The sequence below is a fragment of the Ichthyenterobacterium magnum genome (assembly GCF_003610635.1).
Classification (GTDB): domain Bacteria; phylum Bacteroidota; class Bacteroidia; order Flavobacteriales; family Flavobacteriaceae; genus Ichthyenterobacterium; species Ichthyenterobacterium magnum.
The window spans coordinates 70,022-84,945 of record NZ_RAQJ01000005.1 but is presented as its reverse complement, the minus strand read 5'-3'; the positions used below and the strand labels follow the sequence as shown (position 1 = coordinate 84,945).

At 31.2% G+C, this 14,924-nt stretch carries 11 protein-coding genes; 3 read left to right on the top strand and 8 right to left on the bottom strand.

The features are described from left to right. Window positions 1–22 precede the first annotated feature (22 nt). The 3 genes from BXY80_RS11750 to BXY80_RS11740 are packed head-to-tail and all read right to left on the bottom strand — an operon-like array spanning window position 23 to window position 2,834. Window positions 23–868, bottom strand: a complete 846-nt coding sequence (locus BXY80_RS11750) for a prephenate dehydrogenase (protein ID WP_120202172.1) — start codon at window positions 866–868, stop codon at window positions 23–25. Then, window positions 865–2,010 carry a pyridoxal phosphate-dependent aminotransferase gene (locus tag BXY80_RS11745; protein ID WP_120202170.1) on the bottom strand — a complete coding sequence of 382 codons (1,146 nt, stop codon included), beginning with the start codon at window positions 2,008–2,010 and terminating at the stop codon, window positions 865–867. Before BXY80_RS11745 ends, BXY80_RS11750 begins: the two co-directional genes overlap by 4 nt. Continuing rightward, window positions 2,007–2,834 carry a prephenate dehydratase gene (locus BXY80_RS11740; protein WP_120202168.1) on the bottom strand — a complete coding sequence of 276 codons (828 nt, stop codon included), beginning with the start codon at window positions 2,832–2,834 and terminating at the stop codon, window positions 2,007–2,009. Before BXY80_RS11740 ends, BXY80_RS11745 begins: the two co-directional genes overlap by 4 nt. A gap of 264 nt (window positions 2,835–3,098) precedes the next feature. Between BXY80_RS11740 and gldA the strand changes: the two genes are divergently transcribed. Then, a complete protein-coding gene (gldA, locus tag BXY80_RS11735) occupies window positions 3,099–3,995 on the top strand; it encodes a gliding motility-associated ABC transporter ATP-binding subunit GldA (RefSeq protein ID WP_120202167.1) in 897 nt (298 codons plus the stop codon). Here the strand turns inward: gldA and BXY80_RS11730 are convergent. The 4 genes from BXY80_RS11730 to proC all read right to left on the bottom strand — a co-directional run bounded on the left by BXY80_RS11730 (window position 3,992) and on the right by proC (window position 8,483). Beyond that, window positions 3,992–4,744, bottom strand: coding sequence for a head GIN domain-containing protein (locus BXY80_RS11730; protein ID WP_120202165.1), 753 nt, complete (start codon window positions 4,742–4,744; stop codon window positions 3,992–3,994). The genes gldA and BXY80_RS11730 overlap by 4 nt on opposite strands. After that, window positions 4,741–5,838 (bottom strand): acyloxyacyl hydrolase, encoded by a 1,098-nt coding sequence (locus BXY80_RS11725; protein ID WP_120202163.1) that lies wholly within the window; start codon window positions 5,836–5,838, stop codon window positions 4,741–4,743. Before BXY80_RS11725 ends, BXY80_RS11730 begins: the two co-directional genes overlap by 4 nt. Before the next feature lie 45 nt (window positions 5,839–5,883). After that, window positions 5,884–7,143 (bottom strand): pyridoxal phosphate-dependent aminotransferase, encoded by a 1,260-nt coding sequence (locus tag BXY80_RS11720; RefSeq protein ID WP_120202162.1) that lies wholly within the window; start codon window positions 7,141–7,143, stop codon window positions 5,884–5,886. Window positions 7,144–7,682: 539 nt separating this feature from the next. Then, window positions 7,683–8,483: a pyrroline-5-carboxylate reductase gene (gene proC, locus BXY80_RS11715; protein WP_120202160.1), complete on the bottom strand. Its 801-nt coding sequence runs from the start codon at window positions 8,481–8,483 to the stop codon at window positions 7,683–7,685. A gap of 296 nt (window positions 8,484–8,779) precedes the next feature. Between proC and metK the strand changes: the two genes are divergently transcribed. Together metK and BXY80_RS11705 are read left to right on the top strand one after the other, a co-directional pair. Continuing rightward, window positions 8,780–10,033 carry a methionine adenosyltransferase gene (gene metK, locus BXY80_RS11710; RefSeq protein ID WP_120202158.1) on the top strand — a complete coding sequence of 418 codons (1,254 nt, stop codon included), beginning with the start codon at window positions 8,780–8,782 and terminating at the stop codon, window positions 10,031–10,033. Between the two features lie 156 nt (window positions 10,034–10,189). Beyond that, the gene (locus BXY80_RS11705; RefSeq protein ID WP_120202156.1) at window positions 10,190–12,001 is read left to right on the top strand and encodes a carboxypeptidase-like regulatory domain-containing protein; all 1,812 of its coding nucleotides are present in this window, start codon (window positions 10,190–10,192) and stop codon (window positions 11,999–12,001) included. Window positions 12,002–12,151: 150 nt separating this feature from the next. Here BXY80_RS11705 and BXY80_RS11700 read toward each other — a convergent pair whose 3' ends face one another. Further along, window positions 12,152–14,893 carry an outer membrane beta-barrel protein gene (locus tag BXY80_RS11700; protein ID WP_120202154.1) on the bottom strand — a complete coding sequence of 914 codons (2,742 nt, stop codon included), beginning with the start codon at window positions 14,891–14,893 and terminating at the stop codon, window positions 12,152–12,154. Window positions 14,894–14,924 lie beyond the last annotated feature (31 nt).

The following is a 14,924-nucleotide window of genomic DNA, read 5'->3' as shown; positions in this document are numbered from 1 at the left end:
TAATCTATAATTTACTTCTAGCTTAAATAATTCCTTTTAAAATATCTTTAATATGATTTGTGTCTTCCATTTCGTGATAAATAGCGTCAAAATTATCAGCTTCCATTAACGCCTTAAATTGTTTAAGATTGTTTATGTATTCATCAAGTGTTTCTACAACATTTTCTTTGTTTTGTTTAAATATTGGTGTCCACATTTTTGGCGAACTCTTAGCTAAACGCACTGTACTTTCAAATCCACTTCCTGCCATATCAAAAATATCACGTTCGTTCTTTTCTTTTTCAATTACCGTTTTACCTAGCATAAATGAACTTATATGTGACAAATGAGATACGTATGCAATATGCTTGTCGTGTGCTTCGGCATTCATATAACGAATTCTCATCCCTAAGTCTGAAAATAACTGCAAAGCTTTCTCTTGTAACTTGAATGCTGTTTTTTCAACCTCACAAATGATATTGGTTTTATTTTGAAATAGCTTTTGAATTGCTGCTTTAGGCCCTGAAAACTCTGTTCCTGCAATAGGATGTGTTGCTAAAAAATTTCTACGCTTAGCATGATGTTCTACTGCTTTACATATTGGAAATTTAGTTGAACCTACATCTATAACTAATGCAAAATCAGACACTGCATCTAATACTTTTGGCAACTCTACTACTGCTTTATCTACTGGAATTGCTAAGACAACAAGATCGGCATTTTGTAAATCTGAATAACTTGCTTTAGCATCAATAATATTTAAATTGATAGCTTCCTCTAGATGATTTTCATTAGTGTCTATACCAAAAACATTATTAGTTTTATTTTTTATATCTATAGCTAAGCTTCCGCCTATTAATCCTACCCCAATTATATATATGTTTTTCATTTTACTCGTGCTAAGGCTTCTTCTAAATCTTCAACTGATGCGCATAATGAAATACGTATATAATCATCTCCATTACTACCAAATATGGTACCTGGAGCTATAAAAATTGACTTTTCTTTTAATATTAAATCTATATATTCTTCAGCTTTTAAATACTCAGGCAGTTTTGCCCAAACAAATAAACCTGTTGCTCTACTATCATAAGTACAGTTTAATGCCTCTGCAATTTGCCATACAATTTTTCGTCGTTGCTCATACACGCTATTTAAACTCATGTACCACATTTTAGAACATTGCAAAGCCTCTATTGCACCTCTTTGTATGCCTAAAAACATACCTGAATCCATATTACTTTTTACTTTTAAAATTGCGTTTATGAATTCTGGTTTTCCTAAAACCATTCCTACTCGCCAACCAGCCATATTAAATGTTTTGCTTAATGAATTTAATTCTAAGCAGACATCTTTTGCGCCATTGTACTTTAAAATACTGCGCTGGTATGGGTTTAAAACAAAGCTATATGGATTATCATTTACAATTAAAATATCATTACGTTTTGCAAATGCAATTAAATCATCAAATAACTTATTTGTAGCTACAGCTCCTGTTGGCATATGTGGATAATTTACCCACATTAATTTTACATTACTTAAATCTGATTGCTCTAAAGCTGTTAAATCTGGATGCCAGTTATTATCTTCTGTTAAATCATAATACATTGGCTTTGCTCCAACTAATTTGGTTACCGAACTATATGTTGGATAACCAGGATTAGGAATTAAAACCTGATCGCCTTCGTTTAAAAATGCCATGGAGATATGCATGATTCCTTCTTTACTTCCCATAAGAGGTAAAACCTCTGTAATTGGGCTAAGTATGACATTAAAATGTTCTTTATAAAAACCAGCTATAGTTTCTCTAAGCTCTAGTATACCTTGGTAACTTTGATACTTATGAGCCAACGGGTCTTCAAAACTCTCTACCAGCGCGTTTAAAACTCTTTGCGGAGGATCTAAATCTGGACTACCAATACCTAAATTAATTATAGGTTTTCCTTGGTCTTTAAGTAAGTTTACTTCTTTAAGCTTTTTTGAGAAGTAGTATTCTTCAACATCTTGAAGTCTTTTAGAAAACTGTATCATCTAACTGTATTTTTATATTCGCCTAAAACCTTAAACTCCTGAGCCATAATTTGCATAATCGATTTTGCTTTTTGATAGTCTTTATAAGCATCAAAAGTTACATCTACAAAGAAAGCATATTTCCAAGGGGTTTCAATTTTAGGTAATGATTGTATTTTAGTTAAATTTAACTTACAATCACTTAAAACATTTAAAATACTCGCTAAACTTCCTCTTTTATGGTCTAATTCAAATTTAATTGATGCTTTATTAATAGCCTCTTTAGGAATTTCTGAATTTGAAGTTTTTACAATGACAAATCGCGTTTCGTTATGCTTAATCGTTTGTATACTTTCTGCTAAAACTTCTAATTGAAATAACTCAGAAGCCAAGGTACTTGCTATTGCTGCTATACTTTTAGTTCTTTCTTTACTAATACGTTGAGCAACCTCAGCTGTGTCTTTATCTTCTATAAGTTTAATATGAGGATGCTTTTTAAAAAATGCTTTACACTGCAACAATGCCATAGGATGTGAATGCACTTCTTTTATATCTTCGATAGATTGATTTGGCAATGCCATTAAATGATGCTGAATATCTAAATAATGCTCTCCAATAATATGCAATTGGTAGTCATCTATTAACGCATAATTAGGAATTATAGAACCGGCAATAGAGTTTTCTATGGCCATAATAACGGCATCACATTTATTATGTAATAGGCTATGTACAGCATTATCAAAAGACAAACATTCTTTCACAGTAATGTCTTCATCAAAATATTGTTGAGACACAATATGATGAAAAGACCCTTTAACACCTTGTATAGCTACTGACTTTATCATAAAAAAAAATCCCGATTTTCATCGAGACTCATATTAAATTTATTACTTATAAATTATACATACAATATCTCGCTCTTATCGCTAAAAAAGAAATAAAACCAATTGTAATATGTATAATTTGTTGTTTTCATTATATCTATTGAATTGCTAATGTAATTATTATTTTAAGAAATCAAAATTGTAAAACTATTTTTTTGAAATTAGCGTTTCATTTTTAAAGAATTAATAGTAATCATTACTATTTTTGAACAAACCCAATTAAGTATGTCTATTGAAGTTGAAAATCTATCTAAAGTTTATGGCGAGCAAAATGCTTTATACAATATTTCTTTTACAATCAATAAAGGTGAAATTGTTGGTTTTCTAGGTCCAAATGGTGCTGGAAAATCTACAATGATGAAAATTTTAACCACTTACATAAATGCCTCTGAAGGTAGCGCAAAAGTAAACGGTTATAATGTGTTAGACAAAACTCAGCAGGTACAAAAAAGTGTTGGTTATTTACCAGAACATAATCCCTTGTATTTAGACATGTATGTTAAAGAGTACTTGAGTTTTAATGCTGGGATTTATAAGATTTCTAAAGAAAAAATTAATGAAGTTGTTACGCTAACAGGATTAGCACCTGAGGCAAACAAAAAAATAAGTCAATTATCTAAAGGTTATAGACAACGTGTTGGCTTAGCTAATGCTTTATTGCACAATCCTGATGTTTTAATTCTTGACGAACCCACAACTGGTTTAGATCCCAACCAACTTGTAGATATTAGACATTTAATAAAGAATATAGGTAAAGACAAAACCGTTTTTCTTTCTACACATATTATGCAGGAAGTTGAAGCAATGTGTGATAGAGTTATAATTATTAATAAAGGCCAAATAGTTGCAGACAAGTATTTAAACGAATTGCGTAAAGGTCAAGCGCAAACAGTTATTGTTGAATTTGATTATCGGGTTGAAGATGCTTTTTTATTAAAACTTCCTAATGTAGCGTCTGTAAAAAATACGCATGATTTTGTTTATGAAATTACATTTGCAACTAGTGAAGATATGCGTTCTTATGTTTTTGATTTCGCTCATGATAATCAACTAAAAATCCTTCAGCTAAATCAGAAAAATGCAAGTTTAGAAAGTTTATTTAGAGAGTTAACCTCGAATTAATCTGCAAAAATAAGTTGCCCAGTATAAAACACCTCAACATCTACAGTTGGTGGCTCGTTTAAAGAAATTACATCTCCTGTGCTTCTAATCTCTCCAGTTAATGATACTTGCGGATTAATAATCATATCATTACTGCTTCGTTGAAAAATTTCGATATTTTGTGCGATTAAATTTTCGCCTTCAAAGCGTGAATTACCAGAATAAAATCCAATAAAAACATCTTCTACTTGACCGCTAATAAATACATTTGATAAATTATTAAATGCAACATTTATTGTAGTTGAATTCACTTCTAGGTTAAAGCTTCCGTCTGTATGTGTAACTTCTTCAGAATTAAAATCTTCTGAAACCAACTTTAGCGTATCGTAATTTAAAACACCTCTACTACTTACTGTTAAATTTGAACTATTTCTTATTTCAGTAAGATTGGGGGAACTTACATATACTTTAGTAATGCCATAATCTCTTGTTAAATTACAGGCATTATTATTTTTAAGTTTAAGTCTTCCGTTTTCAACGTTAACCTCTATATCATCTAATAAAAATTCACCTGTTTCAACAATAATTTTTTGAGTTGCTGCTTCTGTAATAATAAGTTCAACACGTTCAAAAACTGTTATCTTATCAAAAGCTTCAACAGTAAATTCTTTTTGAACAATATCACCTGCATTTTGAAAACAATCTGGCACATTTTCACCGTTACAAGACAGCAAAACAACAGTTATAACTATATATAGTAGTTTCTTCATAATCTAACTCCAATTCCAAATTCAACAGCTTCAGCTTTTGCTCCATGAGATTTTAACGTCACAGCTCCAAAAAACGTATCACCAAAATAACGTTTTAGTCCAACTCTATTATAAACACGTCCTTCAAAATCGTAAGGATAATACACATAATAACCCAACTGAGTTATAACAGACATTTTATTAATAAATAACTCGTGCCCAACAAAAATACCAACGCGTTTCCAATCTTCATTTCCGTTTACATCGAACTCAGGAAAAGCAACAGAATAATAATAAATTAACTCTTCTAAAAATTTTGAGAAAAACACATCTGTTCCTACTTGAACGGCACTTTTTCTATTTAAACGTTTATCTGCATAAGCCGAAACAATATAAAAAGGATATTGACCAACACCTATAACATCGCTTTCATTCACGCCACTTCTAAACGCAAAATTGTATTTTATTTTTTCTTTAAACGTCTTATCTTCTGTAGAAGCAATATACTCTGGTTGCGCCTCATAATCTAAATTGTAATTTGCACCTACATTAAATGCAAATGTATTAGTTGATGTATTTGGAGCTCTAAAATTGGCATTAGAATAATGTATAATAGAAATACCTGCTTGTACTCCAAAACCTTTAAATATATTTTCCTTTTTATAATTAAGCATTGCATAGGTTGTACTTAACAAATCTGAACCATAAGCGTTGTTTAAAAAATTGGTTTCTTTATCATATGGATTAGTGGTATAAGCCAAACCTTGACCTACTCTAAACATTAAATTTCGTTTTAAAAAGTAAAAATTGTAATGCGCATAAACACTATAGTTTTCTCCTAAACTTTGATTTTTCATATCCTGATAGATAAACGAAAAACCCCAATCTGGATAATTATACCTGCTTTCCCAGTTTTTAAATCCGAAAGTTTTACGGTTATAACTTAATATTAGACCAGAAGGATGTTCTGTTATAAGATGAGAAATATCTGAGTTATGCTCTAATACTGAACCATAGAAAAAATTGGCGTCAATTGTAAATTGGTTTTTTGCTTCTTCTTGCGAAAAAGAAAAACCAAAACATAAGCAAAAAAAGAAAATTAACTTGTATTTCATTAACTATAAATGTGAGGCAAATGTACTGGAATAATTGAAATGAAATTACGACAACTTACGCAATGCGTTTTCTAACAATTCAAAAATTGTAGAAATCTCTTCTTTTTTTGATGTTCCAACCGATAATCTAAACCAGTTAGAATCTCTAGATGTCCCAAAAGCATAAAAAGGAACTATTGCTAATTTAGCTTCATTTAAAAGATAGCTTGTTACTTCTTTTATTGTTGTTAGCTCTTCTCTTGATGGCGTCTTTTTTCCTATTAAATCAAACTGAACTGTTAAATACAAAGCCGCTTCTGGCTCAATGGCATTAACATTATAACCTTTAGCCTTTAAACTAGTGAACCCTTTATAAAACTCAACCAACCTAAAACTTAATTCTGATTTAATATGTGTTAGATATGTAGATACTGCTACATCATTTTTTAAATATTTAGCAGTTGCCATTTGCTCAGCTTTTGGAGACCAAGCACCAATATGGCTAAGCATCGCTTTCATTTTATCAATAACATGTTTAGGTCCAAAAGCCCAACCAACTCTAACTCCTGTAGCTGCAAACACTTTAGAAATACCATCAACAAAAATTGTATAATCACGCATTTCAGCCAATAACTCTACAGGATTATAATGTTTGGTTTCATTATATGTAAGTTGCCAATAAATTTGATCATATAGCACGTATAACGGTTTTAAATCTAACGAAGCTCTACGTTTATTTTCTTTAACAACCAACTCACAAACCTCTAATAATCCGTTTTTTGTAAATGTGGTTCCTGTTGGATTTAAAGGCGAGCACAATGCAATTAAATTTACATCTTGTATATGAGGCTTAATATCATCTGCTGTTGGCATAAATTTGTTTTCTGCCTTAGTTTCAACAACTACAGCTCTATTTCTTGCCAAATAGGTATACGCATCATTATTCCATGACGGAACAGGATACAACACTTTGTCATTAACATCTAAAACTGTTTGGTAGATTGCATAAATTAAAGGGCGAGCACCACCAGAAATTAAAATTTCATCTGAAGCATAGTCTAATCCTAACCTTCGAGAAAGATAATTAGATACGCTTTCTCTAAGTGGCTGCATTCCGTTAGCTTGAGGATAATTAGTTTGATCATCATTATACGCATCTACTATAGCACTTTTTAATTCTTTTGGAATAGGAAAAATACTAGAATCAAAATCACCAATAGTTTGGTTGTAAACAACTTCTCCTTGCGCTTTTAAAGCATTTACTTCTCCAGCAATTTTAATGATTTCTGACCCTTTTAAACCTTCTGCTAATGTTGATGTTTTCATGAAATTATAATGCTAATTGTTGGTCTTAAAATTTCTGCAAAAATAAGATATATCCAGCAGTAATTTGACAGAAGATTACACTTAATTTAATACAAGCCTATTATTAATAAATATCACTTATATACTATAGTTATAATCTAGTAACGACAAGCCATTAATAATTTCTTTACATTCACACTATTCTGAAAACAGAAATTCTTTTAATTACTACGCTATTGTGTTCTAAAATAGGCTACACATAAAGCTGTAAGCGCTAATAGAAATACTTGTAAAATAAATCGTATTTCTAATTTATACTTCCTCATAATTTAATTTAAATACACATCGAATTGATATACGCTAATTTCCTGTTTTTAGTTGCTTTCAACTTAAACTCAATTCAAAGAAATTGTTAAGTTTATGTCAGGCTAATACTTTTGCATTTATAGTCTCTCAAATAAATCTTCTCTAACATTCTTAACAACTTTAAACATTTTTAATAATAAAAGTTGAATAATTTTAACTCAAGAAATTTCAATCAAGATTATGAAATTAACTTATTAAAGTTGCTCATTTTTAATACTATTTATTTTATTAAACGACCTAACCATACCTTGTATTAAAGAAGAACTTAGTCCTTTATGCTCCATTTCATTTAGGCCTTCAATGGTACATCCTTTTGGCGTTGTAACTTTGTCTATTTCTTGTTCAGGATGATTGCCTGTAGTAATTAATAAGCTTGCTGCACCTTCACAAGTATGCATTGCTAATTCTTGTGCTTCTTTAGCATCAAACCCTAATTGAATAGCCGCTTGTGTTGTTGCTCTAATTAAACGCATCCAAAAAGCAACACCGCTTGCACAAACCACAGTTGCAGCTTGCATTTGTTTTTCTGGTATTACTAAAGTTGCTCCTAGTGTATCAAATATTTTTCTAGCTATATTGAGTTTTAGTTGTGCTTTCTCATTACTACAAATACAAGTCATCGATTTTCCTACTGCAATTGCTGTATTTGGCATGGCTCTAATAACAGAATGCTTATCTCCAATAATAGCTTCAATTTTTTCAATAGAAAATCCTGTAATAGTAGAAATTAAAGTGTGTTTTGGTTTTAAGTATTGTGTGTTTTTTCGTAGAACTGCTGATAAATGATTAGGTTGTACAGCAAAAATGATGACATCAGAATTTTCAATCGCTAAGCCATTATCACTTGTAATAATAACTTTTTTATCAGCTTTTAACACTTCTAATTCGTTAATATGTCGTTTAGTTAAATACAGCGACGTAAGCATGTCATTTGACAATAACCCTTTGGCTATAGATAAACCTAGATTTCCAACTCCAATTATAGCTATTCTCATATGTTTTATTTTAATTCAAAGTAAACAAAACTTAACTGAAAACTAAAATATATCTGGTTTAACATATAATTATTCTTTAAAGGTGTTAGATTATTATTAAACAATTGTCATAACTTTAACTTTGGTAGTTGTTTTATAGTTATAATATTATGTGTATTTTTGTTGCCAAATTTTAGAGGAAAATTTGTTCTGATTGCAACCTCATAAAAAAATGCTAAAGCAGTTATTTTTCAACTCCTCTAGCGACAAAGCAATCTCGATTATTTTTTCATAACACTTATAATTTAAAGAGATTTATGGCATATTTATTCACTTCAGAAAGTGTATCTGAAGGACACCCAGATAAAGTAGCAGACCAAATTAGTGATGCTTTAATTGATAACTTTTTAGCTTTTGATAAAGACTCTAAAGTAGCTTGTGAGACTTTAGTAACTACTGGTCAAGTTGTTTTAGCTGGTGAAGTAAAATCTAACACCTATTTAGATGTTCAAAAAATTGCAAGAGAGACTATAAATAATATTGGCTATACCAAAAGTGAATATATGTTTGATGGTAATTCTTGTGGTGTGTTTTCTGCAATTCATGAACAGTCTGATGATATTAACAGAGGTGTAGATAGAGCGAGCAAAGAAGAGCAAGGTGCTGGTGACCAAGGAATGATGTTTGGTTATGCAACTCGTGAAACCGAAAATTTCATGCCTTTAGCTTTAGACTTATCGCATTTAATTTTAAAAGAATTAGCAGCTTTAAGACGTGAAAACAAGGACATCACTTACCTAAGACCAGATTCTAAAAGTCAGGTTACCATTGAATATAGTGATGATAACTTACCTCAACGTATTGACGCCATTGTTGTCTCTACACAACATGATGATTTCGATAATGATGAAACCATGTTAGCAAAAATCCGAAAGGATATTGTTGGCATTTTAATACCACGAGTTGTTGCTAAATTACCTCAACACATACAAGTATTATTTAATGATGAGATTACTTACCATATAAATCCAACAGGAAAATTTGTTATTGGTGGGCCTCATGGAGATACCGGATTAACCGGACGTAAAATTATTGTAGACACCTATGGTGGCAAAGGTGCTCATGGAGGCGGTGCTTTTTCTGGTAAAGACCCAAGTAAAGTAGATCGTAGTGCAGCTTATGCTACACGCCATATTGCAAAAAACTTAGTTGCTGCTGGAGTTTGTGACGAAATTTTAGTACAGGTTAGTTATGCTATTGGTGTAGTAGAACCTACTTCAATTTTTGTAGATACTTATGGTACTTGCCCATTTAATATGACTGATGGTGAGATTGCTGAAAAAGTAAAAGCTATTTTTGACATGCGACCAGCATCAATTGAAGCACGTTTAAAATTACGCCAACCTATGTATAGCGAAACTGCTGCATATGGCCATATGGGAAGACAAAACGAAATCGTTTCTAAAACTTTCGAACAACCAAATGGCAACTCTTTAACTACAGATGTAGAATTGTTTACTTGGGAAAAATTAGATTATGTAGAGAAAGTTAAAGCTGCTTTTAACATATAACATATAAATTATTATTGCAAAACCTACAAGTCTCAAGAGTTGTAGGTTTTTTTGTTTTTATTATTTAATCATCTAAATACAATAACCCCATCGGTAGGATTTTTAAACTTTAAGCTGTTTTATATAAAAACACAACTATTAATAAACTCAAATTCTATGAACCCAAATCAAAGATTTACCAAAGCATTTTTTATTTTTTTGTTTTTAACCTTAACACTTTCTTCATGTAATAATGATGACAGCCCCACAAACGAAAACAACAACCAAGAACCAAACCCTACAGCTTTTGCTCAAAATTTTGGAAGTAACATAAATCGTAACTTTTTAGGAACTGTAATTGACAGTAATCATAACCCAATTGAAAATGTAACCATTACAATTGGAAACTCAATAGCTACAACAGATACTAATGGTATTTTTATTATTAACAATGCCTCAGTGAATCAACGTTTTGCTTATGTGAAAGCTGAAAAAGTTGGATACATTCATGGATCAAGAGCTCTTGTGCCAAGTACAGGAATTAATAAAGTCTCTATAATGTTATTAGAGGAAATTGTTGCTGGAACAACATCAAGTGGCACTCCTGAAACTATTGCATTACCTAATGGTGCTTCTGTAAGTTTAGAAGGTGATTATATAAAAGAAAATGGAACAGTTTATTCTGGTAACGTTAATGTTATTATGCATCATTTAGATCCGGTTAATGAAAATATGAATGCACAGATGCCTGGAATGCTATATGCTGCAAATAGTCAAAACGAAGAACGCATGCTGCAAACCTTTGGGATGCTTGCTATTGAACTTAGAGGTGATAGTGGCGAAGATTTAAATTTAGCTGAAGGTTCTGCTGCCGAAATTAAAGTCCCTTTAGATGCGTCATTAATAACAAATGCACCTACTACAATACCTTTATGGTATTTTGATGAAGTTAATGGCTATTGGATAGAGGATGGACAAGCTACTTTAGTTGGCAACACGTATATTGGTACTGTAACGCATTTTTCTTTTTGGAATTGTGACATACCTGCTGAAACTGCTAACCTATGCGTAACTGTAAATGATGAATTTGGAAATACTATAAACAATTTGAATGTTAGTATAGCAAGTTCTACTTATGGAACACGAGGAGGATATACAAATGAAAATGGTGAAGTTTGTGGTTTAGTACCAAGTGGTGAAACTTTAGAACTTAATGTTTATAATTATGATATTTGCGGAAATACTGCAATTTACACATCATCTATTGGTCCATTTAATGAGGACTCTAATATTTCTATTATAGTATTAGATAGTCCAGATATAATTACAGAAACGGTTACAGGAGTTTTCAATACTTGCAATGGTAACCCTGTAACTGGCGGCTATGTGCAATTAACTTATGCCAACCAAACCTTTACAGACGTGGTTACAGATGGTAGTTTTGAAATCAACCTCATTCGTTGTGCAAATGATAATACATTTAAAATAAAAGGTAGTGACTATATAAACTTACAATCTACAGATAGTATTAGTTATACATTTACAACACCATCAACAAATATTGGAGCCATTACGTCTTGTAATAGTATTACTGAGTTTATTCAATATACCATTGATGATACTGAAACAGTATTTATCTTTGATTTTATTGAAGCAAATTTTTACTCTGGCACGGGACAAACTGGAAATTTTGACCTTAACATTAGCGCTCAAAGTGATGTCAATTGTTTTTATTTAACAGGCAATCTAAACGATGCTCCTTATGTTGGCACTTATAATCATCTAGACTGGAATAACGTCAATGATACTGGGCTTAACATTGTAGAGTGTTTAAGTATGTCTAACACGAATAATAATATTATATATAATCTTACTAGCATTGGAAATGTTGGTGAGTATATTGACATTAACTTTAGTGGTAGCTATGAAGATTTTAACGGAAACTCTCATACAATTACAGGAATAATTCATGTAATAAGAGATTATTAATACGTATTGACTCAAATAAAAATGCTCTCACAATATGTGAGAGCATTTTTATTTTGCGTTAAGGATAGTAGCGGCATCCTTTTTTGATTTTACAAAAAAGATATAGCGAATAGCCTGCTGTTTTAGAGTCTAAAACAGAACGCCAAATTATTACAACTCATAGCGCAACCTAAAGGTTAAAAATCGGGGTTGTATAAAATACTCTGTAGTACTTACTGAGAAGTTTCCTGAGCTAGTATTTATTTGCGATTTTGTATCTAATAAATTTGTTGCCTTAAGCTCATACTCCAGCTTAGCGTCTTTGTCTTTTCTGTACGATAATGATGCGTTCCAAAATTCATAGTCATTTAAAGCTCCGTTGTCATCACTTACGTTAGTGTACGAGAAGTCGGTTCTAAATGTAATTGTTTTCCAGATGTAAGCATCAAACTCTATTGATGGTGCTTTGGTATAAAATTTAGTTCTGCTTGTACCTTGATCATTATCTTGTATGGTATGACGATACGATAGTTCTACATTTGGTGCTTCTCTAAAATTGGTACGTAATTGTGCTCTATAGGATTGCGTGTAATTTTCATTTACCGATTGTCTGTTTTGAATAAACTGATTAAATTTTGAGTAATTTAAATTTCCGCTAATTGTTGCTCTTATTTTATTAAAACTTCGTTGAAATTGCCCAAAGGCTGTAAAGGTTTCGTCTGCAAACCCTGAATTAAAAGGCGAACTCGTTCTAATCACATTTTCAAAATTTGATAAGCTTCTAATTTGATTAATACGTTTGCTATAGTTTAAATACGCTCTAACATTGGTATAGTTAAACATATTAAAACTGTAGTACCCTAAATTTATATTATGTGATGTTGCATTTTGTAGTTCTTGGTTTCCTAAATAATATGAATTGTAATTATTCATTACTAAACCTCGTGCTAATTGCGTAACATCTGTAAACTGAGTTTGCATAGTATAGTTTAATACAATTTGCTCGCTCTTTTTTAATTGCATACGCATATTAAAATCTGGTAAAACTCTAAAGAAATTGTCTTTAAACTCTGTGCCAAATTGTGTGTTTTTAGAACTATACGCATGTGTTGAAAACCCTGGTGTAAAGGTAAATATCCCACTTTTTAGTCTATAATGTACTCCTAAATAAATGTCGCTAAAATTATACTCAGTATCATTTGTGTCTAACCCATCATTAAAGTCTGGTGTTGGATTAAACACAGTATTATTATCTAAATACTGAAAGATATTGCTATCAAAATTTTGTTTACTTAGAATGGTACCTAGTGTAAAATTAATGTTACTCTTTAGGTTTAAAATATTCCAATAATCTAATTTAGCATCTAATTGATTAGATTTAATACGTTTGTCTTGCGCGATATTATAGTTGTCTAAAGTTTGGTCTAAACCAAGCCCTGATGCTGTGTCATCAAATGCATCTCTATCTTCTGGGTTATTTTCTTCATTATTTGTTGCATCATTTTCTAAAAGCGCATTATAAAATGGGTCTTCATCTTGAATAAGGTGATGTGCTTCTAATGCAAAAATGTTATTATCATTGAGCGTATAATAGTAGTTTAAGCTTTGATTTAAACTAAAAGGACTTGTTTCTTCAACCTGATCAATATTACCTGTAACTGAGGATACAAAATTTTGGTTTTGTGTTTCTTTAGAGGTTCTTCCTAATACTTCATAATCTAATTGATTATTGGCGTTTGGTTTATACTTTGCGCTCAATTTAAGCATCCCTAAATCACTCTTTTGTTCTGTATTACTTTGTGTATCTTCGTTAGGAATTCCTAAATCTGGATCTGTATATTGAACTGCTCTATTTTCTTGTAAATCTATTCTGCTACTTGTAAAAATTCCAAATCCAGAAATATCTAGAGCCTTATTAGGTGAGTAACTAAAATTTGCTGCTCCAAATTTGGTGTTAATATCTTTAGCTCTATTATTTTGAAGTGTTAAAAACCCAAGGTTATTATTTCCTAAATTTAAATTTGTGCCACTTTGTCTGCTAGGCATATTAAATCCGCCAGAAAAATTAAAATAGTCACGTCTTGTAAAAGCGACTTCGCCTATATTATTTAAATCTCCAATAATGTTTACACTATACTTTGGGCTATAATAAAATAATTTTGGTTGTACCAAATATAATCCTTCGTCGTCTGCCACTCCAGCTCCAGCTGTAACATTACCAAACCAAAAATTCTTCTTCCCTTCTTTAAGCTTAATATTAATCGCAATATTATCTTGATTATTAGTAACGCCACTTAGTTGACTTATTTCAGAATGATTTTTTAAAACCTGCACTTTATCTACTGCGTTAGCGGGAATATTTTTTGTTGCTAATTTTGAGTCGCCATCAAAAAAATCTTTCCCATCAACCATAACTTTACTTACGGTTTTACCTTCTACTTCTATCTCTCCATCATCATTAACTTCTACACCTGGTAGTTTTTTAAGAACATCTTCTAATTTACGTTCTGTTCCATTTTTAAAGGAGTCTGCGTTATATGTTAATGTATCACCGCTTATAGTTACTGGCATCTCATAAGTAAGCTCTACAGCATCAAGTGCATTATCAGATTTTAAAGAAAAGTCTTTAGCTATATTAAGCTCTTTTGTTGTAATAACTTCTTCAAAAGTCTTCATCCCTATGTAACTCACCTGTAGTTTATAGGTTGTATTTTTTTCTAATGACAGTTTATATTTTCCTTTATCATTAGTTACACCATACGACTCAAGTATTTTTGTGCTTTGGTTAATTGCTATAACATTTGCCAATTCTAAAGGCGAACCAACGCTATCTTTTACAATGCCTTCTACCTTAATTTGAGCAAAGGTTTGCCCAGCTACTATAAGTAGCATTATGCCTATTATTTTTTTCATGATTATTTTTTGATTGAAGCCTGTTTACAAG

Excerpts from the sequence above, each read along its gene's own strand:
- BXY80_RS11750 (WP_120202172.1), bottom strand. The coding sequence starts at position 868 with ATGAAAAACATATATATAATTGGGGTAGGATTAATAGGCGGAAGCTTA.
- BXY80_RS11745 (WP_120202170.1), bottom strand. The coding sequence starts at position 2,010 with ATGATACAGTTTTCTAAAAGACTTCAAGATGTTGAAGAATACTACTTC.
- BXY80_RS11740 (WP_120202168.1), bottom strand. The coding sequence starts at position 2,834 with ATGATAAAGTCAGTAGCTATACAAGGTGTTAAAGGGTCTTTTCATCAT.
- gldA (WP_120202167.1), top strand. The coding sequence starts at position 3,099 with ATGTCTATTGAAGTTGAAAATCTATCTAAAGTTTATGGCGAGCAAAAT.
- BXY80_RS11730 (WP_120202165.1), bottom strand. The coding sequence starts at position 4,744 with ATGAAGAAACTACTATATATAGTTATAACTGTTGTTTTGCTGTCTTGT.
- BXY80_RS11725 (WP_120202163.1), bottom strand. The coding sequence starts at position 5,838 with ATGAAATACAAGTTAATTTTCTTTTTTTGCTTATGTTTTGGTTTTTCT.
- BXY80_RS11720 (WP_120202162.1), bottom strand. The coding sequence starts at position 7,143 with ATGAAAACATCAACATTAGCAGAAGGTTTAAAAGGGTCAGAAATCATT.
- proC (WP_120202160.1), bottom strand. The coding sequence starts at position 8,483 with ATGAGAATAGCTATAATTGGAGTTGGAAATCTAGGTTTATCTATAGCC.
- metK (WP_120202158.1), top strand. The coding sequence starts at position 8,780 with ATGGCATATTTATTCACTTCAGAAAGTGTATCTGAAGGACACCCAGAT.
- BXY80_RS11705 (WP_120202156.1), top strand. The coding sequence starts at position 10,190 with ATGAACCCAAATCAAAGATTTACCAAAGCATTTTTTATTTTTTTGTTT.
- BXY80_RS11700 (WP_120202154.1), bottom strand. The coding sequence starts at position 14,893 with ATGAAAAAAATAATAGGCATAATGCTACTTATAGTAGCTGGGCAAACC.